Here is a 24,018-nt window from a genome sequence, read left to right as displayed (position 1 = left end):
GAAAACGGATTTGTCGGCATTCAGGGGGCGAGAATGCACGGGCGGACCCTCCGGCGGGTCAGACCGTGCCGTCGGCCTGCCGGCGCCGCTCAATGCGGCGCTGCTCCAACCGGCGCCAGCGGTCATAGACCTCGCCGGCGGCCTGCCTGGCATCGGGTACGCGGCCGGCCTGCCACTGACGCGGCAGGAACGACTCGGCGCCCAGCCAGAGCAGATCGCTCATCGGGACCGTCCCGCCGTTCAGGCGCATCAATTCGGCCGCGACCTCGGCGGCGTGGTCGCTCCGCCGCCACATCTCCAGCGCCGAACCGCCGTTCAGCAGTTCGTCGTGGTCGTCCGGGTGCAGTTCCATGGGGGGCCTCCGCCGTCCTCGTCCGGCCCGCGGACGACCCCTTCACCGGGGCCCCGCAGGTCGTTCGCCAGGCTTTACTTCGGCGCGAAGCAGCAGGTCAACGCACCGAAGCGGCAAGAATCCGATGTCGTCGGGCCGGTGTCAAGCCGGGCCCGCGAAGATCACGGCGAGACAGGACCCCCGGGGATCATTCAGTCGCGGCGGAATGCCCGCTCCAGATCCTCCTCGGGCAGCGATCGGGCCTTGAACGACGTGGTACCCGAATCGAGCAGTTCGCGGGCGGCGTCCCGCAACGCGCCGTATGCCACCCAGGCCAGCCCGCCACCCAGCGACACCCGGCGCACCCCCAGCTCGGCGAGCTCCGGCACACTCGGCCCGCCGGACACGGCAAGGACGTTGACCGGCCCGCCTGCCTCCGCGACAACCCGGGCGATGTCGGCGCGTTCCCGCAGGCCCGGGGCGTAGAGCACGTCGGCGCCGGCCGCCCGGTACGCCCGGAGACGAGCGATCGTGTCGTCCAGGTCGGTGTGGCCGTACAGGAAGTTCTCCGCCCGCGCCGTCAGCACGATGCCGTGCCGGGCCGCCGCCCGCGCGGCCGCCGCCACCCGCTCCGCACCGGCCTCCAGCGTCTCCACCCGGCCGGTGCCCGGGTCGTAGTCCTCGATCGAGATGCCTGCCGCACCCGCCTGCGCCAGCAGGTCGACCGTCTCGGCGATGCCCTCCGCGGAGTCGGCGAAGCAGCGCTCCGCGTCCACGTTCACCGGGATCCGGACCGCGGCCGTCACCGCCGACACGTGCGCCACCAGCTCGTCCCGGGTGACCTGCTGGTCCAGCTTGCCCAGCGACGCCGCCAGACCGGACGACGTGGTCGCCAGCGCCGGGAAGCCGTAACTCTCCAGCAGCCGGGCCGAGCCGGCGTCCCACGGGTTCGGAATGATGAAGGTGCCGTCACGGTGCAGGTCACGGAAGATGCTCATGAGTCCAACCTAGGCTTTCTGGAGTGTCGGCCTTCGACGAGCCGACGGCGTCATTTGACGGTCACGGACGCCGCGGGGGTCGTGCTGCCGTCGGCCAGCTGGAGGCGGAACTCGTACCGGTGGCCGCCGGTCAGCAGGGTCTTCTCGAAACGGTTGCCCGTCACCGGGAAGGGGTCGGTGATCCACCCCTCGCCGGCGGTCGCGTCCCGGAGCTGGATCCGGTAACTCAGGCCGGACCGTGCCTCGTTCCAGGTGACCGTCACCGCGCCGGGGCCGTCGCTGCGCGCGGCCAGGCCGGTGGGCAGGGCCGACGGGAGGCGGGTCCGGACCACCTTGGACTGCGGGCCGACGCCGCCGTCACCGAACGCGGCGACGGCGAACTCGTACTGGTGGCCGTCGACCAGGTTGTGCACGGTGGCCCGGGTGCCCTCGACCGGGATCTCCTCGCGGGTGAAGTCGCGCGCGCCGGCGGTCACGTCGCGGCGGAAGACCCAGTACCAGCGGGAGCCGGTGGACCGCCAGCTCAGCTCGACCCGGCCGGGACCGGGGTCGGCGACCAGGCGGGTGGGCGCCTCGTCGGGCGCGGCCACGTCGGCGGTGGCCCGGACGCCCGGTGACCGCTCCCCCGCCCCGCCGGAGTTGACCGCGGCGACGGTGAACTCGTACTCGTGGCCGTGCACCAGCCGCCCGGTGTCGAACGTGGTGCCGGTCGCGAGGCCGGGCGGGCCGAAGTCGCCGCCGTCGGTCACGTCCCGGCGGAACACCTGGTACGACAGCCCGGGCGCCACCTGCGGCCAGGTCAGCCGGATCGACCCGTCGGACCGGACCTGCGCGCTGGGCCGTTGCGGCGCCGGCGGTTTCGCCACGGTCGGCCGGGCCCGCACCGGCGCCGAGGGCCGGCTGTCCCCGCCGCCACCGACCGCCACCACGGTGATCTCGTAGTCGTGCCCGTGCCGCAGCGGGCCGATGGTGGCGCTGCGTCCCGGGTAGGTCCCGGCCGTCACCGGATCACCCTGCCCGGCCGTCAGGTCCCGCTGGAACACCTTGAAGAGCTGCACGAACGGGATTTCCGGCCAGTGCACGGTGACCCGCCCGTCGGCGAGGGTGTCGACCCGGATCCCCTCGGGCGCGGCCGGTGGCGGCACGGCCGCCCGCATGGTGGCGGGCGCGGAGAGCGGGCTCTCGCCGTCGCCGTCGACGGCGGTGACCGCGAACTCGTAGTCGTGCCCGTTGACCAGGAAGTCGGTGCGGAAGGTGGTGGCGCTGCCGGGGCTGTCGGGCAGGCGGACGAAGTGGGTCTGCCCGTCGGTCACGTCGCGCCGGTAGACGCGGTAGCTGATGCCGTCGCCGCCGACCGGCTGCCAGGCGAGTCCGGCGATGCCGGCGCCGTCGGGCGCCGCGGTGAGCCCGGACGGCGTGTCCGGACCCTCCTCGGACGAGCCGTCCAGCGGCCACTCCACCTCGACGAAGCGCGGCCGGTAGATGCTCGCGTCGCCGTACGTGACCTCCTCGTCCAGGTTGTTGACGTTGTAGGAGATCAGCAGCCGGCCCGGCCGGGCGAGGTCGGTGTGCAGGTCGGCGTCGTAGACGATGTGCCCGGCCTTGGCCTCGGGCGCGTCGAACAGATAGTGCGGGCCACCGAACGGCCCGGCCGGCGACTCGGCGGTGTACGCCACGAAGTCGCCGCTGAACGTCCGGTTGTTCTCGTGGGTGACCAGCACGTACCGATCGCCGATGCGGCGCATGCCGTAGTTGGTGCCGACGCCGCTGAGGATCCGCGCCGACTGGGCCTCGGTCGCGGTCCACGCCGCCCCGGTCCAGAACTCCCAGGGCGCGGTGAGGTCGGTGCCGCGGACCCGGGCCAGGTGGGCGAACTTCATGTCGCCGGCGGCCTCGGTGCCGTAGACGTAGGTGAACTCGCCGTCCGGCAGCACCTCGGAACCCCAGGACACCCGGGAGCCGAGCGGCAGGTCGCGCACCGGGCCGGTGGTGAGGTCGGGCAGCCCGAAACTGGCCAGCGCGGTGCCGGTCAGCCGGTGGTCCAGCGGGCCCGGGCCGGACCGCTGGTAGCGGTTCACCAGGACCTGCACCGACTCGCCGCTCACGGCCGCGTCGCCGACCCACGCGAAGTCGTTGCCCTTGCCCGCCGGGACAAGCGCGGACGGTGCGGCCGAGGAGCCGCCGTAGTGCAGCGCGCCGAGTGCCGCGCCGGTCTGCGTGATCGCCGAGTTGTTGATCAGCCCGGAGGTGCGCGGGCGGGAGCCGTCCGGGCCGGGCTTGCCGAGGAACGTGTCCGAGAAGAGCCAGAGGATCCGGTTGTCGGGCAGTTTCAGCGACGCGGTGCGGTCGGCGCCGAGCCAGCTGCCCGAGGTGTTGCCGTACTGCTGGAACATCGTGGTGAGATGCTCGGCCGAGAGACCGCCGGCCTTCTCCGGTGGGTCCTCGTCGTTCCAGGACGCGGCCGCGGCGACGCCTCCCACGACGAGTGCTGCCACCACGAGACCGCCCAGCGCGCGGCGCGTCACCTTCTTCACGATCCGACCCCCGTCGTCCTCATTCGACGGAGAGACTGTCATGACTGGATCGCACTTCGGTAACGGACGTCCGGACACGGACCGCCACCAGCACCCCGGTGGCGGCGAGCGCGAGCATCGCGGCGCCGAGCGCACCGGCCGCGATCCCCGGCACGGTGTGCGGCAGGACCAGCCAGGTGACCAGGAAGAACAGCACGGTGACCGCCCACAGCGGCGCCGACGGCCAGCGCGCCTCGGCCGCCACCTGCGCGTTGACGAGCATGAAGACGAGGCCGTAACAGGCGCCGGTGGCCGCGAAAATCCACGCGTACCGGCCCATGTCCACGTAGTCCGCGCCGCCGGCCAGCCCGAACGCCAGGCCACCGGCCAGCGCCGACGCGGTCACCAGCAGCACACCGCAGGCGCCGACCACCAGCAGGCCGAGCCGCAGCGTGCGGCGGTTGCCCTGGGCCAGGCGGGGCAGCGCGAGGATGGTCACCACCTGCGGCGCCCAGAGCGCGCCCTTGGTCAGCACGGTGCCGACCGCGTAGGCCCCGGAGGCGTCCGGCGGCAGGAACCGGCGGGCCAGCAGCAGGTCGGCGTAGGAGACCACGAGCATCGCGAGGGTCGCTCCCCCGGCGGTGAGCACGGCACGCAGCGGGAGGCCTTCGCCCCGCACGGGTACGCCCGGACGCCGCGCCAGCAGGTGCAGAACGGGCAGGGCCAGGATCGCGGTGACCGCGCCGAGCAGCAGAGACAGCGTGAGGCCGAGACCTGCCGCGAGGCCGAGGACGACACCGCCGTACCGGCCGCCGGCGACCACGGCGATGCCTGCGGCAAGCGGCAGGAACCGCTGGTCGCCCTGCATCTCGCCGAGCCACCGCCCGGCCGCGACCACACCGACCGTGGAGACCGCCGCCAGGGCCGTCGCGACCGCCGGCAGGCGCAGCACCACGACCGCGATCGGCATCACCACCAGCAGCGCGCCGACGGTGCCGAGCACCGTCCAGAGCGCCGACCGGGCGGTCGGCAACGGTCCGGAGCGTGCCCGGTGCACCGCGACCGCGATCTGCAGGCCGGTGCTGGCGACCCCGGCGATCGCGGTCATCGCGAGCAGGGTGGCGAGCGCGCTGAGGTGGGCGGCGGTGAGCTGCCGGGCGCCCAGGACGGGCACCACGTACGCCAGCCCGTTGGCCAGCACACCCGCACCCGTCACGGCCAGCCCGGCCGTGCCGATCCCGCTGTTCTTCGCCATCCGCCTGTCCTGTTCCGAACCCTGTTGTGCGTACAGTGTCGCCACGCCGCGATCACACTAGAGATGCCACGAACCGGATCGAGGAGGCCCACCCTGCGACGGCTCGCGCTGCCCGCGACGGCGGTCGTCCTCACCCTGCTGGTGCTGGCCCCGCTCGTCGCGCCGGGTTACCTGCTGGCGTACGACATGGTCTTCGTGCCCCGCCAGCCGCTGCGCGCCGACCTGCTCGTCCCGTCGGCGACGCTGCCCCGGGCGGTGCCGCTGGACGCGCTCGTCTCGCTGGCCACCACGGTCCTGCCGGGCTGGCTGCTGCAACGCGTGGTGCTCGCCGCGATCCTGCTGCTGGCGGCGATCGGCGCGGGCCGGCTGGTGCCCGCCGACCGGCTCGGCACCCGGCTGGTGGCGGCGGTGGCGTACGCGTGGACCCCGTACCTCGCGGAACGTCTGCTGCTCGGGCAGTGGGGACTGCTCCTCGCGTACGCCGCCCTGCCCTGGATCGTCGCCGCCGCGATCCGCCTCGGCACGGGTGACCGGCGCGCCTTGCCCGCGCTGCTGGGTTTCGGCGCGCTCGCCGCGGTGACGCCGACCGGCGGCCTGCTGGCCCTGCTGACCGTCGCCGTGCTCGTCGCACGCCGCACCGTGCTCGCCGCCGGCGCGATCGCCGGGATGGCGCTGCTGAACACGCCGTGGCTGCTGGCCGCCGCCCTGACCGACGCGGACGCCCGCAGCGACCCGGCCGGTGTGGCGGCGTTCGCGGCCCGTGCCGAGAACTGGAGCGGCACCCTCGGCGCACTGCTCGGCACCGGTGGCATCTGGAACGCGCAGACCACCCTGCCCAGCCGGGAGTCCGTGCTCGCCCCGCTGGGCACGCTGCTGCTCCTGGTTCTGGCCGTGGCCGGCGCGCGGGCGTTGCGCACCCGGTGGCCGGCCGGCGCGGCGGTGCGGCTGGCCGCCGTGGCCGCCGCCGGTTTCCTGCTCGCGGCGGTGGTGCTGCTGCCCGGCGGGCGCGCGCTGCTGGAGTGGCTGGTCGCCGGTGTGCCGGGTGCCGGGCTGCTCCGCGACGGGCAGAAGTTCGTCCTCCCGTACGCCCTGGTCCTCTGTGTCCTGATGGCGCTCGGCGCGGAACGTGCCGCGGCCCGGTTGCCGGATCGCGCCGCCGCCCGGGTGGTGCTGGCCGGTGCGCTGCTGCTCCCGGTCGCCCTCCAGCCGGACCTGGCGTTCGGTGCCGCGAACCGGTTGCGGCCGGCGCCGTACCCCGCCGATTTCGCGGCGGTCACCCGGCTGGTCGGCGCGAGCCCCGGTGAGGTGCTGTCGCTGCCGTTCTCCGCGTATCACACCTACTCCTGGAATCATGGGCGGACCGTGCTGGATCCGCTGCCGCGCCTGCTCGACGCCGACGTGCTGACCGACGACCGGTTGATCGTGGGGAACATCGTGGTGTCCGGGGAGGACCGCCGGGCCTGCGCGGTCCGGCAGGCCGTCGCGGCCGGGACCCCCCTGGCCACCCTGGGGGTGCGCTGGATCGTGGTGCAGCGGGTGGTGGGCGCCGCCGAGATCCCGGCGGGGGCGCTGTCCGGATTGCGGATGGTGCACGACGGGCGGGACCTGGACCTGTACGAGAACACCCTTCGCAGGGAAGTTACTACGTGGTAGCGTCCCGCGCACGCACCGCACACAAGCTTCATCACGCACCGACTTCGAGGAGGAGTAAACGCATGACCAGAGCCCTTCCGCTGATCCTGGCCGGGGTTGTCGCCCTGGGCCTGGGCGCGCTCGGCACCGCAGCGCTGGCGAGCCAACTCAGCGGCTCGTCCGACGCGACCGCGGCCAGCGTCGACGAGCAGAAGGTCACCGAGGACGTCCTGCAGTCGGGCGTTTACGGCAGCCGCTGAAACACGCAGAAAGGTCCCGGTGGCGCTGCCGCCGGGACCTTTCGCATGGCCGGCGCTGGTTTCTCGCGTGATCGGTGCGGGCTTCCCCGCCCGGTCAGTGCGGGACGGTGGTGCGCTGCCGGGCGTGGCCGGCGGACCGGGTCACCCGCGGCGACATCACCAGCGCGGCGAACTTCTCGCCCGCCGACGGCCAGGTGAACCGGTCGGCGTGCGCCCGGGCGGCGCTGCCCATCTCGGCGCGCAGCGCGTCGTCGGCGAGCAGCAGCCGGGTCTTCGCGGTGAAGTCGGCCTGGTCCTCGGCGAGCATCCCGGTGCGACCGTCGACCAGCGACTCCTCGACGCCACCGGCGCCGCGCATCGCGATGTTCGGCGTGCCGACCGCGCCGGCCTCGACGATGGTCAGGCCCCAGCCCTCCTTGAGCGACGGGGTCAGCGCCACCCAGGCCCGGCTCATCAGGACACGCTTTTCCTCGTCGCTGACGAAACCGGCGAACCGGACCCGGTCGGCGATGCCGAGGCGGCGCGCGTACTCCCGAAGCTCGTCCTCCCACCAGCCCTGCCCGGCGATCACCAGGCTCAGACCGGGGAACCGGCCGCTCAACTCGGCGACCGCGTCCAGGGCCATCTCCACGCGCTTGTGCGGGACCAGGCGGCCCAGCACCACGAGCGACGGCTCGGGGGTACGCGCCACCGGTGCCGGCGGTGCCATCTCCGGCGTGCCGTTGTGGATGATCGTGACCCGTTCCGGGTCGACGCCGAGGACTGCCAGCTCGTCGCGGGTCGCGGCGGAAACGGTGACATATCGGCACTTGCGGTAGACCCGCGGCGCCAGCCACGACTCGATCCACCAGCCGATCCGGGCGAGCCGCGGAGTCAGCACCACCGGCCATTGCTCGCGGTGCACATGGTGCACGAGAGCAATCACCGGACGGCGGCACCACAGCGGAGCGAGGAACGGCAGACCGTTGCCGACGTCGACCAGCACGTCCGGCCGGCCGCCCCGGCGCCGGCTCAGCGGCCCGATGCCGATCATGCCGAGCAGATAGGTCAGCGCGGCCCGGAGGTAGACCGTGTGCCGGCCACCCCGGCGCAGCACGCGCAGCCCGGCGACGGTCGTCTCGTCGGCCGGACCCTCGTCGTGAGCAGCGCAGAAGAGCGTTGCTCGATGTCCCCGGCGGATCAGTTCCCCAGCGATCTTCTCCACGTACACTTCGCTTCCGCCACCGTGGGGGTTACGAGTGTCCCGCCAGTTGAGGAACATGACGTGCCGGGATGCGGCGGCCGGTATGTCCACAATCACCTCTACTAGCGAGTAGCATTCGCGGGTCGCGTCACACTATGGGGTCGGCCCGTGACACCGCAATGGCGGAACAGGAGAAACATGCACAGCCCTCGGAGGCCAGCCGAACCAGCCGGGCAGAGCGGCGTCACCCCCCGTTCCGTATGGCGGATGCGCCTGCTCACGGTCTGTCTCGGCCTCGCCGCTCTCGGCTTCCTGCAAGATCCCGGCCAGATCGTCATCGATACGAAGGTCGACCTGGCGGTCGATCCGGCCGGGTGGCTGGCGCGGGCTCTGCACGTGTGGGATCCGGCCGGCACATTCGGGCAGTTGCAGAACCAGGCGTACGGCTACCTCTGGCCGATGGGCTCGTTCTTCCTCGCCGGCAAGCTGCTGACGATCCCGGCCTGGGTGGTGCAGCGGCTCTGGTGGGCGCTGGTCATGACGGTCGCGTGCACCGGCGTGGTGAAGCTGGCCGAGAAACTCGGCATCGGCTCGCCGTGGGCGCGGATCATCGCCGGCGTCGCGTTCGCCCTCTCCCCCCGCATTATCACCGAGCTCGGGCCGATCTCGGTCGAGGCGTGGCCCAGCGCGCTCGCCCCCTGGGTGCTGGTCCCGCTGATCGGCCTCGCCAAGGGCGCCCGGCTGCGCCGGCCGGTGGCCCTCTCCGCCCTGGTGGTGGCGTGTGCCGGCGGTGTCAACGCGACAGCCGTCCTGGCCGTGGTGCCGCTCGCCGCGATCTGGCTGCTCGGGCTGCGCCCGTTCACGCTGCGCGTCAAGGCGCTGCTCGCCTGGGGCGTCGCGGTCGGCTGTGCGACCGCCTGGTGGGTGGTGCCGCTGCTGCTGCTCGGCCGGTACAGCCCGCCGTTCCTGGACTTCATCGAGACCGGCTCGACCACCACCTCGGTCACCGACACGGTCTCGGTGCTGCGCGGCACGTCGCACTGGCACGCCTACCTGAGCAGCGCCTTCGGCGCGCCGTGGACCGCCGGCTGGCGCCTCGCCACCGAGCAGCCGCTGATCCTCGCGACCCTGGTCGTCGCCGGGTTCGGCATCGCCGGTCTGGCCCGCCGCGGCATGCCGCACCGCTGGTTCCTGATCACCGGGCTGCTCACCGGCCTCGCCATGGTCGGGTTCGGCCACATCGGCGACGTGCCGGGGCTCTTCGCCGAGCAGCAGCGTGCCTTCCTGGACGCGGCCGGCGCCCCGCTGCGCAACGTGCACAAGTTCGACGTGGTGGTCCGGCTGCCGCTGATCCTCGGCCTGGCCCACCTGATCACCGTTTTCGCCCGGGCCGCCGGCACCGCGCCGACCCCGTGGGTGGGCCCGGCCCGGCTGCGGGCCGCCACCGTCACCGGCGTCGCGCTGATCGCCGTCGCCGGGGTCGCCGCGCCCGCCCTCGGCGGTGGTCTCGCCGCGCAGGGCAGCTTCCAGACCGTGCCCGGCTACTGGCAGCAGGCCTCCGGCTGGCTCAACCGCAACCTCGACGCCGAGCACGTGCTGGTGGTGCCGGGCAGCCGGTTCCCGCGCTACCTGTGGGGCAGCCCCAGCGACGAGATCACTCAGCCGCTGCTGGACAAGCGCTGGGGCGTCCGCAGCTCCATCCCGCTGACCCCGCCGGAGACCATCCGGGTCCTGGACTCGATCGAACAGACGCTGACCAGCGGAGCCGGGTCCGACGGGCTCGCCGCCTACCTCGGCCGGTCCGGGGTGCGTTACCTGCTGCTCCGGTCCGACCTGGACTACGGCCGGTCCGGCGCCACCCAGCCGATGATCGTCAAGCAGGCGCTGTCCCGGTCGCCCGGCCTGCGCCAGGTCGCCGGCTTCGGGCCGTACATCGGCGGCGAGAAGTTCCCCAACATGTACGTCGACAACGGCATGCGGACCCGGGTGCGCGCCCTGGAGATCTGGGAGGTGCAGCAACCGGCCGAGCCGATCGTCGCCTACGACTCCAGCCAGATCACCACGCTCGTCGGCGGCCCGGAGTCGGTGCTCGAGACGGCCGCCGCCGGCGTGCTCCCGGCCGGGCCGACGGTGCTGGCCGGCGACCGCACCCAAGAGGTCGCGAACGGCCCGGTCGTCGTCACCGACGGGCTGCGCCGCAAGGAGGTCGCGTTCGGCCTGGCCCACGACAGTGCCTCGGCCACCATGCAGGCCGACGAGAAGGGCTACCTGGGCGCACCGGCCCGCGACTACCTGCCCGACTGGGCCGAGGGCAACGAGACCGCCGTCCAGTACCGCGGCATCCAGAATGTGTACGCCTCCAGCGCGTTCTCCCAGGCCCAGCCACTGGCCGGGTCCCGTCCCGCCTACCAGCCGTTCGCCGCCGTCGACGGCGACCCGACCACCTCGTGGCGGTCCGCGCCCGGCACCATCGCCACCGAGCAGTGGTTCGAGGTGCAGCTGCCGGCGGCCCGCACGGTCCCGAAGGTGAACCTCACCTTCGACCTGGGCACCGACTCGGTGCCGACCCGGGTCACCGTGGTCTCCGCCGGCAACACGGCGGTCAGCCTGGACGTCATCGGCGGCAGCCTCGAGGTGCCGCTGCCGATCACCCGGCCCACCAACCGGATCCGGGTCTGGTTCGACGCGGTCCGCGACCTGCGCCTCGGCTTCGGCGGCGTCGGCCTCACCGAGGTCGTGATCCCCGGCGTCCGTGCCGAACGGACCCTGGTGGTACCGCCGAGCCCGGTGACCACGGCGGCGCCGACCATGGTGTTCAGCTCCGCCACCGCGACGCCGGCCTGCTACTTCACCGAAGGCCGGCCGGCCTGCAACGGCGACCTGAGCCGCGACTCCGAGGACGGCAACCGGATCGACCGGACCACCACGCTGCCGGTCGCCGCCGGCTACCAGGTCGCCGTCACGGCCCGGCCCCGGCCCGGCTCGGCCCTGAACGCGCTGCTCGACGCCGGCGGTGCCGCCTCGGTCACCCGCGGGGTGGTGCCGAACATCAGCGCCTCCAGCATCGGCGTGCCGGAACCGGTGGCCCGGCCCGGCGCGGCCGCCGACGGCGACCCGCGGACCGCCTGGTACGCCGCCGACAGCGACGGCAAGCCGTGGCTGCGGATGGTCTGGCCGACCCTGCAGATGCTCACCGGCGTGAAGCTGTCCCTGCACGAGGACACCGCGGCGGCCCGGCCCTCGCAGATCACCGTGCTCACCCACGGCGACACCCGCAGCGGCTTCCTCGACGCCGAGGGCGTGCTGCGGTTCGACCCGCCGCTGAACACCGACGAGCTCACCGTGCTGATCACCGACGTGATCCCGGCGAAATCGTTCGACCCGTACCGCAACCTGCACCGGGACCTGCCGGTCGCGGTCGGCGAGATCAGCGCCCTCAACGGCGCGCCGACCCAGCGGTCCAGCCCGACCACCACGGTGAATCTGGGCTGCGGCAGTGGTCCGAAGGTGACCGTGGACGGGGTCGCCCGGACCACCGCGCTCCTCGCGAGCCGCCGTGACCTGGTCGAACTCCGCGACGTCGAGGCGCGGGTCTGCGGGCTCGACGCCACCCGGCCGGTCGGCGTCTCGTCCGGCGAGACGCGGGTGCTGGCCACCGCCTCCGCGGCGGCCACGCCCCGCCGGGTGACGCTGACCCCGGTGCGGGCGGCCGGCCCGGCCGGCGGCGCCCGCGGCCTGACCCCGGTGCGCGACGGGACGACCACGGCGACCGCGACCGACCGGCAGATCCCGGTCCGGGTGGACGCGTGGGCGGCCACGCTGCGGCGGGTGCATCTGGACGCGTACCCGAACCAGCGGGTCCTCGCGCTGCGCGAGAACGTCAACGCCGGCTGGAGCGCCACCCTGGACGGCGAGAAGCTGCCGGCCGTGGTGACCGACGGTTGGCAGCAGGCCTGGCTGGTGCCGGCGGGCGCGTCCGGCGAGGTGGTGCTGCGGATGGAGCCGGACCGGGTGTACGGCGCCGCGATGGGCGCCGGTGCGCTGCTGCTGGCCGGTGTCGGCGTGGTGGCCGTGCTGCCCGGCCGCCGGGGCGGTGGCACCGCACCGGCACCGGCACCGGCCGCCCGGCGCCGCCGCCTGCTGCTGCCGGTGCTCTTCGGCGGTGTCGCGCTGCTCGTCTTCGGCGGGGTGGCGGCGACCGGCCTGGCCCTGCTCGGCGCGGCCGCGGTCCTGGCGTTCCGGGCGCTCCAGCCGTACTTCGGTGACCACGACCGCCGCCGGATGCGCCAGGTGGAACGCCTGGCCGGCTGGCTGCTGCCGGTGGCGTTCTTCGCGATCGCCGGTTACCTCGCGGTGACCACCACCGGGCACACCGCGGCGCTGCCTCAGCTCACCGCGGTGGGCACCGCCGTGGCGCTCTGGCTCTCCGTGGTCCTGGGCCGGCGCGGCCGCGGCCAGCGGTGGCTGAAACGCTGAGCCGGCCGCTCGATCAGGTAGTAGCTGCCGGCGGCGAGCACCAGCCCGCCGCCGGCCACCACGACGTAGGTGAACCAGAACCCGCCGGTGAACTCCGGACGGCCGGTGAGCTGGTAGAACATCTCGAGCACGAAGGGGTGCCAGAGGAACAGGCCGTAGGAGATCGTGCCCAGCCAGCGGCCCGGCGCGCTGCCGAAGGCCTCCTTGGCCCGGGTGTGCGGCCCGAACGCCAGCGGCACCGTGATCAGCACCGCGAGCAGCGTGTAGAGCATCATCTTGATCGCGAACTCGGTGGCCGTCGGCTCGGCCAGGTCGAGCGGGCCGGCGATCGGGGTGGTGGAGATGGCGTAGACCGCCAGGGCCGCCACCCAGCAGGCCACCGGCGCCGCGGCGATCTCGTCCAGGAACCGCCAGCGCGGCCGCTGGCCGTTGCGCAGGTCCACGTGCACCGCGGCGAGGATCATGCCGGCGCCGAACCAGAGGCCGTAGGCCGGCAGCCACATGGTGTGCAGGCTCGGTGAGAGCAGGCCCGCGGCGATCAGGGCCACCCAGATGCCGGTCAGCACGATGCCGCCCGCGGCGATCACCCAGGGCCGCCCGGTGCGCTTGCGGCCGAGCGTCAGCAGCGCGGCGATCACCGGGAGCAGCGCGTAGAAGGCCACCTCGGTGCAGAGGCTCCAGGTCTGGCTCAGCCCGTGCTCCAGGTTGTCCCGGGTGTAGACCTGGGTCAGCGTGAAGTGCCTGACCCAGTCCGCGCCGGTCGCGTCGTCGTTGCGGTCGAGCACCAGCAGGCAGACGACCACCGCCACCCAGTACGCCGGGAGCACCCGCATCGCCCGCCGCCACAGGTACCGCCCGGTGGCGGGCTTGTCGCCGCCGATCGCCTGGGCGTGCGCCCACGGGCGGAACAGCAGGAACCCGGAGAGCACGAAGAACACCGCGACACCGGAGTCGAGCCGGGCCAGCCAGCCGGCCCAGGAACCGCCGCCGGTATTGACGCCCGTGGCGAATCCGACGTGGTGCCCGACCACGGCCAGCGCCCCGATCACCCGGACCGCGTCCAGGGCGGGAACACGGTGCAGGGTATTCATCGAAATCGGTGCAGACATGTCCCGTCCAAGGGTTCCGTAACAAGTAACCGGCGAGTAACCTCCGGTCATTATCGGCGACGGCGCCACTGGCGCAATGCGGTCGGCCGTCTGATGGGGAGGTTCAGTGAAAGCTCGCTTGGGTGCCGTGCTGTTCGGCATCGGCGTTTTCGCGGTCGTCATAGCCGCCGGGCTTGCGTTCTATGTCGCGCCGACAGTAGCCCGGCTGCCGTACGACCTGAAATTGTGCACCGCGACCGTGACCGAGGACTGCCTGCGACCGAGCGTAGCCGAGGCCACGAACGCGCAGTTCCTCTACACCAAGGGCGAGCCGACCCCCGAGGTCGCCATCAAGTCCGGGACGCTGCGCTCCACCACCGAGATCTCGCCGCTGGCCGACACCACCGACAAGGAGTTCGGCGACACCGACGACACGGTCGTCTGGCAGGCGCTGGGCACCAACGTCTGGGTGGAGCAGAGCAGCGAGATGATCAGCCAGTACGAGGCTCTTCTCGCGCTCGACCGGGACTCCGCGGCCGCCGTCGAGTGGACCGGCCAGAAGCTCAACGACACCGAGGACCCGGCCCCCGTCACCTTCCAGGGCCAGCTCTACAAGTTCCCGTTCGGCACGGAGCAGAAGACGTACGAGTACTTCGACCGTGACCTGCGCAAGGCGCTGCCGATCGAGTTCAAGGGCACCGAGGAGATCCAGGGCCTCGAGGTCTACCGGTTCGAGCAGGTCATCCCGGAGACCGACCTCGGGTTCGACACCGAGCGGGTCGCGTCCCTGATCGGCGCGTTCGCCCCCACCGCCACCGCGGGCACGGTGAACTACGCCAACACGCGCAACATCTGGGTCGAGCCGGTCACCGGCCAGTTCATCAAGGTCTCCGAGCAGCAGCGCAAGACGTTCGTGCCGAACGTCGGCACGCCCACCCAGCTGCTCAACGGCGACTTCGTCTACACCGAGGACACCGTCACCAACAACGTGGAGTCGACCAGCGACACCAAGAGCCAGGTGCTGCTGATCAGCCGCTACCTGCCGATCGGTCTCGCCGTGCTCGGCGCGCTGCTGCTGGTCCTGGGTCTGTGGATGGTCACCACCGGGCGCCGGGCGGCTGCCGCCAAGCACCGGCACGAGGAGATCACCGAGGACTCCGACGGCAAGGTCACGGCTTGATCGGCGTTTCCCCGGCGAGTCCCGTACCCCGTAGGGTGCGGGACTCGTTCCGTCTTTCTAGGGTGATCGCATGGGCCCCACTCTGAGTGTGCGGAGATCGCGCCGCGCGCTGCGTACCTCCGCCATGATCTCCGTGCAGCTGCTGGTCGTGCTGCTTCTGACATATGTGGCACTCCGGCTGCTCGGCAACGCATGGTCGATCATCTGGCCGCTCGTCGTCGCGCTGCTGCTGACCACCCTCACCTGGCCGCCGGTCCGGTTCCTGCGCCGGCACAACTGGCCACCGGCCCTGGCCGCCTCGCTCGTCACCCTGCTGTTCCTGGTGGTCGCCATCGGCACCCTGGTCGGCATCATCGTCCCGGTCGCCTCCGAGTCCGGCACCCTGGCCGACGGCGTGGCCGACGGCATCGACACGGTCCGGGAATGGGCGGCCGGCCCGCCCCTGAACATCGGCGACGACCAGGTCAACAGCGCCCTGGACAGCGGGATCGACCGGCTCCAGAACAGTGTCGGCAGCATCGCCACGGCCACCCTGACCGGTGTCAACACCGTGGTGGACGGCCTGGTCACCACGGTGCTCGCGCTCTTCCTGATGTTCTTCTTCCTGAAGGACGGCCCGCGCTTCCTGCCGTGGCTCTCCCGCCAGCTGCCCGGCCGCCTCGCCACCGACGTCCCGGCCATCGCCGGCCGCAGCTGGGACACGCTCGGCGCGTTCGTCCGCTCGCAGGCCTTCGTCGGCCTGCTGGACGCCGTCTTCATCGGCGTCGGCCTGTGGATCGTCGGCGTGCCGCTGGTGCTGCCGCTCGCCGTGCTGACCTTCGTGGCGGCGTTCGTGCCGATCGTCGGCGCGCTCTTCGCCGGCTTCGTCGCGGTGCTCATCGCGCTCGTCTCCAACGGCTGGACCGACGCGCTGATCGTGCTCGCCATCATCGTGGCGGTGCAGCAGCTGGAGGGCAACGTCTTCCAGCCCATGGTGCAGAGCCGCGGCCTCGGCCTGCACGCCGGCGTGGTGCTGCTCGCCGTCACCCTGGGCAGCAGCCTCTACGGCATCGTCGGCGCGCTGCTCGCCGTCCCGGTCGCGGCGATCATCGCGGTGATCTGGACCTACCTGCGGGAGCAGCTCAGCGACCCTGCCCCGGCGGTGCAGACCGCCGACCCGCCGCCGGTGCCCGCGCCCGCTTCCGCACCCGCGCCTGTCCCGGCGCCCGCACCCGAGCCCGCCGCCGGCGGCACGACCGTCACCGAGTCAGATCGGCCCTGAGCCGCTCGCGCACGTGCCCGATCAGCCGACTCATGTCGGCGCAGTAGACGGTCGGGTTCCGGAAGCCGTCACCGGGCCGGTAGCGGTGGGCGTAATGCCCGCCGCCACAGACCCGGTGCACCGGGCAGGTCAGGCACCCGTCCGCCAGGGCCGCCACACCGATCTGCCGCGCGGCCACGCCCGGATGCGTAAGCACCGTGTCGAAGGCGTCGGTGCGCACGTTACGGCCGGTGGCGCAGGCTCCGGCGTACGCGCTCTTCAACGCGTCGACCTGCTCGATGTCGCCGTCCGACTCCACCACGGCGATCGCCACCGGGCTCAGACCCACCTGCTCGGAACCGCTCGACCCGCCCAGCAGCAGGTTCATCACGTCCTCGAAAAGCCGGATCCGGGTCGGCCGGGACGGCGCGGCGTACCACTCGTCGAAGACGGCGATCAGCCACGCCGCGACGTCACCGGACGGCGGGCTCGCCCAGTTCGCGTGCGGCAGCAGCAGGTCGATCGCGGGCGGTTCGTGGCTCAGCAGGGCCCGATAGGTCCGCACCGGATCGGACGCCGGGTCGACGGTGCAGAGCAGGCCACCGTACAGATGCCGGAAAGGCTCCGAAGCCAGCAGCCGCAACGCCCCGGTGACCGCCGCGTGGCTGCCCCGGCCGTCGCGCAGCACCCGGTGCCGATCATGGTCCTGCGCCGTGCCGTCGACGCTCACCCCGACCCGGATGTCCGCCGCCGCCAGCTCGGCCAGGGCCCGCTCGTCCAGCCCCACCCCGTTCGTCTGCATGCTCACCCGCAGCTCACAGCCGGTGGTCGCGCGCATCGCGGTGACCTGCCGCCGAAGCCGCGCCGGGCCCGCGAGCAGGGGCTCCCCGCCGTGCAGCACCACCCGTACCCCCGCAAGACCGTGCCGCGCGGCATGCTCCCCGATCCGCTCACCCGCAGCGCGCCACACCTCGTCGCTCATCAGCCGGGGCCGCTCCCGCCAGCTCCGGTCCGGCGACTCGTAGACGTAGCAGTAGGTGCAGGCCAGGTTGCACCGCTGGTGAACCTTGAGGACGAACTCGCGGAAGGGCTGGGGACGCCAGCCGCCGGCTTTCAGCCCGGCGAGATCCAGCGAGTGGTACGGCCAGCGAGGGTGCACCAGACCACGGTACGTGTGACGGCGGTCACTAATTGACGGTTCCTCCGCTGATGGGCAGTTTGTGCCCGACGCTGGGGAGCTGTGTGGAAAATCCTTCCGGCGCTTGTCGTGGCCCTGGTCCCCGCCGTTTCTTCCCCTTCCTCTTCGCCGGCCGCTTCGTCATCGCCGGCCGCTCCGTCATCGCCGGCCGCTTCGACATCGCCGGTCGCTCCGTCATCGCCGGCCGCTTCGACATCGCCGGTCGCTCACGTTGTCCGGCCCGGTGAGACGGTTGCCGGGATCGCCGCCGAACACGGTGTGCGCGCCGCCGACCTGCGCAACTGGAACGGACTCGGCTCCTACACCCGGCCGCGGCCCGACGGCATGCTGCGGCTGCACACCCCGCGCGCCCCCATCCCGGACTTCCGGACCCGCACCGAAACCGTCACCGCCCGCGAAGCCAACGGCGACCCCGCCCGCGAATGCCCGGTCCCGGTCACCGACCTGCGACGGATCTGGGTCCGCTACATCGACTTCCAGGGCCGCGTCCACAACGGCAGCCTGATCATGCACCGCTCGCTGGTGCTGCCGACCCAGAAGGCGTTCGCCCAGCTCTACCGCTGGCGGTTCCCCATCATGGTGATGCAGCCGGCCTCGGTGAACATGCCAGGCCTGACCGACCGGTCGGTGCTCACGGGCGGCTACGAGTGCCGATTCGTGGCCGGAACCACCAAGTGGTCCCAGCACTCGTACGGCCGGGCGGTCGACGTGAACCCCCGCCAGAACCCGATGATCCGAGGCGACTACCTGGACCCGCCGAACACGGAGTGGTGGCTGAATCGGTCACGCTATGCCGTGGGGATGGTGCATGAGGGCGGGGCGGTGGAAGCCTTCACGCGGCAGGGGTTCGCTTGGGGCGGCCGGTGGAACTCCCTCAAGGACTACATGCACTTCAGCACCACCAACCTGTGACGACCTGGTCATCTCCCGCTCCAGGCCGTCGCTGGGCCGTGGCGAGAAGTTGATCTGCTAGCGATGCGAAATCGCTGTGATCATGGGGCTGTGACCGCGATTTCGCATCGCTAGCAGATCAACACCGCCGCGTGGACCGCCCGCAGCCGACGCCGGCGCGGAGCCGTCGCCGCCGGGCCGGGCCCGGTCCGGCGGCGGGGCGGCGCGGGGCTGTGCGGGACGGCAGTATGGTGGGGTGATCGGACGCTGGCACGGCCTCATCATCGACTGTCCCGACCCTTCCGCCTTGGCCTCGTTCTACCAGGAGCTGCTCGGGATGCAGCGGGTTCAGGACGAGGGTGACTGGGTGGTGATCGGGGACGCGCCGGACCGGCCGGGCATCGCGTTCCAGCGGGTTGCGGACTTCCGGGCGCCGGGCTGGCCGGGACAGGAGCACCCGCAGCAGATGCATGTGGACGTGCGGGTGAGCAGTCTCGATGAGGGTGAGCGGCAGGTCACGGCGCTCGGTGCGAAGCGGCTGGGTGGTGGGGGCGACACGTTCCGGGTGTTCGCGGACCCGGTCGGGCATCCGTTCTGCCTGATCTCCTGACGCGGCGGGGGCGCGGTCGGTTCGGGGTCAGACCGCCACGACGCGGTTGCGGCCGGTTTCCTTCGCGCGGTAGAGGGCGTGGTCGGCGCGCGCCAGGAGCTCGTCGAGGCTGGTGTCGCCGGGTTCGAGGCGGGCCAGGCCGACGCTTATCGTGACGGTGACCGGGCCGGCCTGGGTGGCCACCGGGTCCGCGGAGACCGCCTGGCGGATGCGTTCGGCCAGTTCGGCGGCCTGGCCCTCGTGGTCGGGCAGGACCACCGCGAACTCCTCGCCGCCGTAACGGCCGAGCACGTCGGAGGCGCGCAGGCAGCCACGGACGCGGGCGGCAACGGTACGGATGACCTCGTCGCCGACGCCATGACCGTACGAATCGTTGATGTTCTTGAACTTGTCTATGTCCAGCATCGCGGCGGCGAGCTGGCGCCCGTGCCGGGCCGCGGTGCTGACCAGGGCGCCGGCGATCGCGTAGAAGTGGCGCCGGTTGTGCTGGCCGGTCAGTTCGTCGGTGGTGGCGAGTTCCTGGACGCGGCTGAAGAGCCGCGCGTTCTCGTACGCCGTCATGCCCTGGGTGGCCAGCGCGGCCGCCACCTGGCGGCTGGTGTCGTCGAGGGCGGGGCCGCCCAGCAGGATCCGCCCTGCGGGTTCGTCGCGGCCCTGCAACGGCACCTCCAGGGTGGTCGCGGCACCGGCCAGCAACAGGGGCGCGTCCGTGACTGTCGAGCCCAGGGCGTCGGCGGGGGCGTCGCCCACCACGGCCAGCACGTCCCCGCCGGGGCCGACGAGGACGCCGGCCGAGGCGCCGAGCTGCTCGTACAGCGTCACGCAGAGCTGCCGCAGCACCCGGTCCGGTTCCAGGATCGCGGTCAGCTCGGCCAGGCTTTCCCGCAGCATCTCGGCGAGCGCCTGCTGCTGCCGGGCCGCCTGCACCGCCGAGTGCAGCTGGGCCGCCCGGGCCGTCTCCAGCGACACCGCGACATGGCTGGTCACGGCGGTGAGCACGGCGACGTCGTCGTCGGTGAAGATGCCGCGGGCCAGGCGGCTGTCCAGGTAGACGACCGCGATGAGCCGGCCCTTGAACTGCACCGGGGCCACCAGGATGCTGCGCAGGCCGTGCACCACGGCGCTGCGGGACCCGAGCGCCGCGCCCTCCTCGGTGCCGGTCACCACCAGCGGTTCACCGGTCTCGGCGACCCGGGCGACCAGGGTGGCGCCGTACGCGATCTCCTCGGCCAGCTCGCCGTCCGCGTCCCGCCCGGCGTAGCGGACCGGCTCGCCCGACTCGCCGACCAGGAAGAACAGTGCCCGCTCGGCGCCCAGGATGCGCAACATCTCGTCGAGCGCGACCTGGGCCAGCTGCTGGGGGTCCAGGATGGAGGCGGCTGCGGCGCTGATCTGCTGCAACGCGTCCAGGTGGCGGTTGCGGCCACCGCCCGGGCGGCGTTCGGCGACGGTGCGGCGATGCGTGCCGGCGCCTTCTTCCACCCCGAATTCGGTACGCGTCTGACGTCGCCGCTGCTCCCAGCCGTGGTGCCCGGCGACCGTGAGCGCGTACCGTGCCTGCCGGTCCGCCTCGTTCGCCATGCCGAGGGCGCGCATCGCCCGCGCCCGGATCCGGAACACCTCGTACTGGATGAACGGCGCGTCCAGGCCACGCAGCCGCTGCTCCGCCTCGTCGGCGACCTTGAGGCAGCGCTCGTATTCGCCGGCCACGAAGTGCAGCGACGCCCGGGTGGTCAGGTGGACGGCGCGCAGCAGCGGGGTGCCGCCCACCTCGCCGAGGTCCTGCACCGCCTTGCGGGCCACGGCCAGACGTCGCGGGCGCTCCTCGTCGGGGGCGAGCCGCAGTTGTATGAGGCGGGCGTGCGCCTGGTAGACGTACACCCACCGGTGCTGCGGCATCAGGTCGCCCGCGCGCAGCCCCAGCGCGTGGAACTCGGCGAGGACCTCCTCCAGCTGCTCGCCGGTCTCGCCCTGCTCGAGCAGGAAACAGCAGGCCGCAGTGAGCATGTTGGCGCGCTGCACCCGGGTGCCGGTGCCGTCCGGGAACGCCTCACGCAGCCGTTTCAGGGCGGCTCCGGCCTCACCGAACCGGCTCTGCCCGGACGGGATCATCACGCTGAGCATGCCGAGCGACGTGCCGAGCGCCTGGTCCGGGTCGGCCAGGTGACGCATGGCGCGCTCGTACTCCCGCTCGCTCTCCGCCACGTAGCCGCGCAGCAGCAGGCGCAGGCCGACGGTGGCGTAGCCGGGGATCATCTGGGCCGGCGAGTACCACCGGGCGTGCCGGGCGATGACCGTCTCCCAGGCGGTGCCGTCGTCGTAGCCGCCGAACAGCAGCGCGCAGCCGCGCATCCACTCCACGTAGGCGGTGAGCGCCGGGTCGCCCAGCTCCGCCGCGACCCGGGCGGCCCGGCTCAGGCAGCGGTCGCTGGTGCCGCGCAGGTGGATCACCGCGGTGACGTACCCGATCAGGGCGTAGACCCGGACGTACTCCGGGCAGGGTCCGAGCCGGTTCACCGCGTACATCGCGCGGAGTGCGAGTGTGCCCGCCTCGCGCAGTCGCAGGCCGACGCCTGCGGCGTAGCCACCGGCATCCAGCACGGCGGTCAGGGCGGCCAGCGTCTCCCGGCGGCGGCCGCGGGCGGTGCCGAAACCCACACGGGTACGGCGGACGACGCCACCACCCAGCGCGACCAGCAGTGACGCCAGCAGGGCGAGCAGTCCCGCACCGGGCAGCGGCCGGCGCAGCTCCGCCAGCGCGGCCCGGGTCGCGTCCAGGGCGCGCTCGTCGTCCCACAGGGTGTGGTGCAGCTCGATCCGGGTGGTGAGCAGCCGGGCCCGCCGCAGCCGGTCCGGCTCGTTCGCCAGGGCCCGGTCCAGGGTTGCCGCGGCGTCGTCGAACCGGGCGGCCCGCAGGTAGGCCCGCGCCAGCGGGTGCAGCAGCGTGAACCCGGCCGCCGGGTCACCCGCGACGGCCTCGCTCAGGTAGTCGACCGCCTCGGCCGGCGCCTGGTCGGCGAGCGCCCGCAACCCGGCCGCGGCGACACTGCGCAGCCGGTCCGCCGCGGGTGCCGCGTCACCGGCCCGGCGGTAGTGGCGGGCGATCGCGTAGACGTCGCTCTCCCCGGGCAGCCGGCCCAGCGACCGGGCCAGGGCCGCGTGCCGGCGGCGCAGCTCGGCCGGGTCCAGCGCCTCCAGCAGGACGTCACGCAGCTGGGGGTGGACGAACGCGTACCACCCGCCGGGACGCGGCTCCAGCACGTGCCGGTCCACGCCCGCGGCCAGCGCGGTGACCACGAGTTCCGGTGCCGGTGCCCGGTCGTCGCCCGAATCGAGCAGCGGTTCCGGGCGGAACCGTACCCCCGCCACCGCCGCCGTGGTCAGGATGTCGCGGACCGCGTCGGACAGGCCGGTGAGCCGGGCCGCGAGCAGGTCCCGGACGTCGGCGGCGGGCGGCAGCGCGTCGGCGCCCACGGTGTCCAGCCGCCACTCACCCCACAGCGGGCCGAGCAGCCCGGCGTCGAGCAGCCGCAGCAGGTGGCTGACCACGGCCAGCGGCGTACCGTCGGTCCGCGCGGTCACATGCCGCGCCAGGTCGCCGGGCACCCGCGCGCCCGGCAGCCGGGAGGCGACGAGCCGGGCCACGTCGTCGTCCGGCAGCGGCGCGCAGGTCACCTCCAGCGCATTCGGCACGTCCAGCGGGTTCGGCACGTCCAGCGAGTTCGGCGCGTCCTGCTGGTTCGGCACGTCCTGCTGGTCCGGCACGTCCTGCGCCGGCTCCACGAGCACGAGCAGGATCGGCAGCGACGGCAACTCCGCGACCAGCTTGGTGATCAGGTGCCGGGACCCCGAGTCCAGGTGGTACGCGTCGTCGATGACGATCAGCAGCCCGCCGGAACGGGTGGCCAGCTCGCCCACGAAGGTGACACCGGCGGCAAGCATGTGCTCCTGCTGCGGCGCGTCGCCGTCGTCCTCCCCGGACAGCCGCCGCATCAGGGCCGGACCGGCCACCTCGGACGCCTCCGCCACGACACGCTGCGCCCGCGGTGACCGGCGGGCCTCGGCGAGCCAGCCGCCGATCGCCTCCCGGGCCGCGGCCAGCGGCGACGCCTCGTCCGGCCGGCCGGTGGCCCGCAGCACCGGCACCCCGGCCGCCGCCGCCCAGCCGGCCACCTCGGCGGCCAGCCTGGTCCGCCCCGACCCGGCGCCGCCACGGATCACCGCGACCCCGCCGAGACCCTCGCGCGCCCGGTCCCAGCGGTGGCGCAGCCGCGCCGCCTCGGCCTCCCGGCCCACCAGCGGCCAGCCGGACACGGCCGGCTGCTCGGCCGCCGCACCGCCCGGGCAGCCCCGCAGGTCGGTGAGGAGTGCGGCGGCGTCCAGGTAGCGGTCGTCGGGGTCCTTCGCGAGCAGCCGGTTCACGACGGCGACCAGGGCCGGGTCGAGGCCCGGGCGCAGCGCGACGAGGTCGGGCACCGGGGCGGCCAGGTGCAGACGGAGCAGTTCACCGACGTCGTCGGACTCGAACGGTAGCCGGCCGGTCAGGCACTCGAAGAGCACCACACCCAGCGAGTAGAGGTCGGAGCGCCCGTCGACCGGGCGCTTCAGCATGCCGGACTGTTCGGGGGCCGCGTACAGGAAAGTGCCGACCGCCTCATCCACCGGCGCCTGCCGACCCAGCAGGGCCAGACCGAAATCGATCAGCTTGGCCGGCCGGTCGCCGGAAACCATGATGTTGCCGGGCTTGATGTCCCGGTGCACCAGACCCAGCCGGTGCGTCGCGGCCAGGGCACGGGCCAGCCGGGCGGCGATCTCCACCACGCGGTCCGGCGCGAGCACACCGGCGGCGATCAGGTCGGCCAGCGAGCCGCCCGGGATCTGCTCCAGGACCAGCGCCGGCACCCCGTCCAGGTCACCGCAGGCGTGCACGCGCACCACGGCCGGGTCGTCGATGCAGGCCAGCACCGCCGCCTCACGACGGAACACCGCCCGGATCCCCGGGTAGGCGTCCGGGCCGGACAGGGGACGCTTCACCGCGTACTCCTGGGATCCTCGCCGGGCCCGATGCACCATCGTGAAAGCGCCCCGCCCGAGCTCCTCTCCGACGACCAGATCGGTCAGGGCTATCTCCGTCACCTGCACACTCACTCCGTGTCCGGGGTC

The 24,018-nt window shown here is 73.1% G+C and carries 15 protein-coding genes; 7 read left to right on the top strand and 8 right to left on the bottom strand.

The annotated features are described in order from the left end of the window. Positions 1 to 58 precede the first annotated feature (58 nt). The 4 genes from LPA41_RS29485 to LPA41_RS29470 form a co-directional block, all read right to left on the bottom strand. Entirely contained in the window at positions 59 to 352 is a 294-nt protein-coding gene (locus LPA41_RS29485) for a hypothetical protein (RefSeq protein ID WP_229074183.1), read from the bottom strand. Between the two features lie 191 nt (positions 353 to 543). Beyond that, complete coding sequence (locus tag LPA41_RS29480; protein ID WP_229074181.1) at positions 544 to 1,329, bottom strand: isocitrate lyase/phosphoenolpyruvate mutase family protein; 786 nt, start codon at positions 1,327 to 1,329, stop codon at positions 544 to 546. A 50-nt stretch (positions 1,330 to 1,379) separates the two neighbouring features. Then, a complete protein-coding gene (locus tag LPA41_RS29475; protein ID WP_229074180.1) occupies positions 1,380 to 3,863 on the bottom strand; it encodes a fibronectin type III domain-containing protein in 2,484 nt (827 codons plus the stop codon). A 19-nt stretch (positions 3,864 to 3,882) separates the two neighbouring features. Beyond that, positions 3,883 to 5,142, bottom strand: a complete 1,260-nt coding sequence (locus LPA41_RS29470) for a polysaccharide biosynthesis protein (protein ID WP_229074177.1) — start codon at positions 5,140 to 5,142, stop codon at positions 3,883 to 3,885. Between the two features lie 18 nt (positions 5,143 to 5,160). Between LPA41_RS29470 and LPA41_RS29465 the strand changes: the two genes are divergently transcribed. Together LPA41_RS29465 and LPA41_RS29460 are read left to right on the top strand one after the other, a co-directional pair. Next, a complete protein-coding gene (locus tag LPA41_RS29465) occupies positions 5,161 to 6,750 on the top strand; it encodes a hypothetical protein (protein ID WP_229074176.1) in 1,590 nt (529 codons plus the stop codon). 62 nt (positions 6,751 to 6,812) lie between these two features. Then, positions 6,813 to 6,989 (top strand): hypothetical protein, encoded by a 177-nt coding sequence (locus LPA41_RS29460; RefSeq protein WP_229074175.1) that lies wholly within the window; start codon positions 6,813 to 6,815, stop codon positions 6,987 to 6,989. Between the two features lie 94 nt (positions 6,990 to 7,083). On the opposite strand, the gene LPA41_RS29455 is transcribed toward LPA41_RS29460, so the two are convergent. Continuing rightward, complete coding sequence (locus LPA41_RS29455) at positions 7,084 to 8,250, bottom strand: glycosyltransferase family 4 protein (protein WP_229074302.1); 1,167 nt, start codon at positions 8,248 to 8,250, stop codon at positions 7,084 to 7,086. 189 nt (positions 8,251 to 8,439) lie between these two features. On the opposite strand from LPA41_RS29455, the gene LPA41_RS29450 reads away from it, so the two are divergent. Beyond that, positions 8,440 to 12,648, top strand: coding sequence for a DUF3367 domain-containing protein (locus LPA41_RS29450; protein WP_229074174.1), 4,209 nt, complete (start codon positions 8,440 to 8,442; stop codon positions 12,646 to 12,648). Here LPA41_RS29450 and LPA41_RS29445 read toward each other — a convergent pair. After that, the gene (locus LPA41_RS29445) at positions 12,558 to 13,757 is read right to left on the bottom strand and encodes an acyltransferase (protein WP_229074173.1); all 1,200 of its coding nucleotides are present in this window, start codon (positions 13,755 to 13,757) and stop codon (positions 12,558 to 12,560) included. The genes LPA41_RS29450 and LPA41_RS29445 overlap by 91 nt on opposite strands. 106 nt (positions 13,758 to 13,863) lie before the next feature. Here LPA41_RS29445 and LPA41_RS29440 point away from each other — a divergent pair, with 106 nt between their 5' ends. Together LPA41_RS29440 and LPA41_RS29435 are read left to right on the top strand one after the other, a co-directional pair. Further along, positions 13,864 to 14,916, top strand: coding sequence for a DUF3068 domain-containing protein (locus tag LPA41_RS29440; RefSeq protein WP_229074172.1), 1,053 nt, complete (start codon positions 13,864 to 13,866; stop codon positions 14,914 to 14,916). A gap of 70 nt (positions 14,917 to 14,986) precedes the next feature. Beyond that, entirely contained in the window at positions 14,987 to 16,177 is a 1,191-nt protein-coding gene (locus tag LPA41_RS29435; RefSeq protein ID WP_229074170.1) for an AI-2E family transporter, read from the top strand. On the opposite strand, the gene LPA41_RS29430 is transcribed toward LPA41_RS29435, so the two are convergent. Next, positions 16,155 to 17,315, bottom strand: a complete 1,161-nt coding sequence (locus LPA41_RS29430) for an FxsB family cyclophane-forming radical SAM/SPASM peptide maturase (RefSeq protein ID WP_229074168.1) — start codon at positions 17,313 to 17,315, stop codon at positions 16,155 to 16,157. The genes LPA41_RS29435 and LPA41_RS29430 overlap by 23 nt on opposite strands. 108 nt (positions 17,316 to 17,423) lie before the next feature. On the opposite strand from LPA41_RS29430, the gene LPA41_RS29425 reads away from it, so the two are divergent. Together LPA41_RS29425 and LPA41_RS29420 are read left to right on the top strand one after the other, a co-directional pair. Further along, complete coding sequence (locus LPA41_RS29425) at positions 17,424 to 18,266, top strand: M15 family metallopeptidase (RefSeq protein WP_308036637.1); 843 nt, start codon at positions 17,424 to 17,426, stop codon at positions 18,264 to 18,266. A gap of 235 nt (positions 18,267 to 18,501) precedes the next feature. Further along, positions 18,502 to 18,855, top strand: coding sequence for a VOC family protein (locus tag LPA41_RS29420; protein WP_229074164.1), 354 nt, complete (start codon positions 18,502 to 18,504; stop codon positions 18,853 to 18,855). Between the two features lie 27 nt (positions 18,856 to 18,882). On the opposite strand, the gene LPA41_RS29415 is transcribed toward LPA41_RS29420, so the two are convergent. After that, positions 18,883 to 23,991, bottom strand: coding sequence for a diguanylate cyclase (locus LPA41_RS29415; protein ID WP_229074162.1), 5,109 nt, complete (start codon positions 23,989 to 23,991; stop codon positions 18,883 to 18,885). Positions 23,992 to 24,018: the final 27 nt, after the last annotated feature.

Source organism: Actinoplanes sp. DH11 (assembly GCF_020873875.1).
Taxonomy (GTDB): Bacteria; Actinomycetota; Actinomycetes; order Mycobacteriales; family Micromonosporaceae; genus Actinoplanes.
Note: the sequence above shows the minus strand (reverse complement) of the source record. Positions and strands in the feature narration are given on the sequence as shown.

What these genes read in the sequence shown, in the direction of transcription:
- LPA41_RS29450 (WP_229074174.1), top strand. Translation starts at nt 8,440, where the DNA reads ATGCGCCTGCTCACGGTCTGTCTCGGCCTCGCCGCTCTCGGCTTCCTG.
- LPA41_RS29460 (WP_229074175.1), top strand. Translation starts at nt 6,813, where the DNA reads ATGACCAGAGCCCTTCCGCTGATCCTGGCCGGGGTTGTCGCCCTGGGC.
- LPA41_RS29485 (WP_229074183.1), bottom strand. Translation starts at nt 352, where the DNA reads ATGGAACTGCACCCGGACGACCACGACGAACTGCTGAACGGCGGTTCG.
- LPA41_RS29465 (WP_229074176.1), top strand. Translation starts at nt 5,161, where the DNA reads ATGCCACGAACCGGATCGAGGAGGCCCACCCTGCGACGGCTCGCGCTG.
- LPA41_RS29445 (WP_229074173.1), bottom strand. Translation starts at nt 13,757, where the DNA reads ATGTCTGCACCGATTTCGATGAATACCCTGCACCGTGTTCCCGCCCTG.
- LPA41_RS29480 (WP_229074181.1), bottom strand. Translation starts at nt 1,329, where the DNA reads ATGAGCATCTTCCGTGACCTGCACCGTGACGGCACCTTCATCATTCCG.
- LPA41_RS29455 (WP_229074302.1), bottom strand. Translation starts at nt 8,250, where the DNA reads ATGTTCCTCAACTGGCGGGACACTCGTAACCCCCACGGTGGCGGAAGC.
- LPA41_RS29435 (WP_229074170.1), top strand. Translation starts at nt 14,987, where the DNA reads ATGGGCCCCACTCTGAGTGTGCGGAGATCGCGCCGCGCGCTGCGTACC.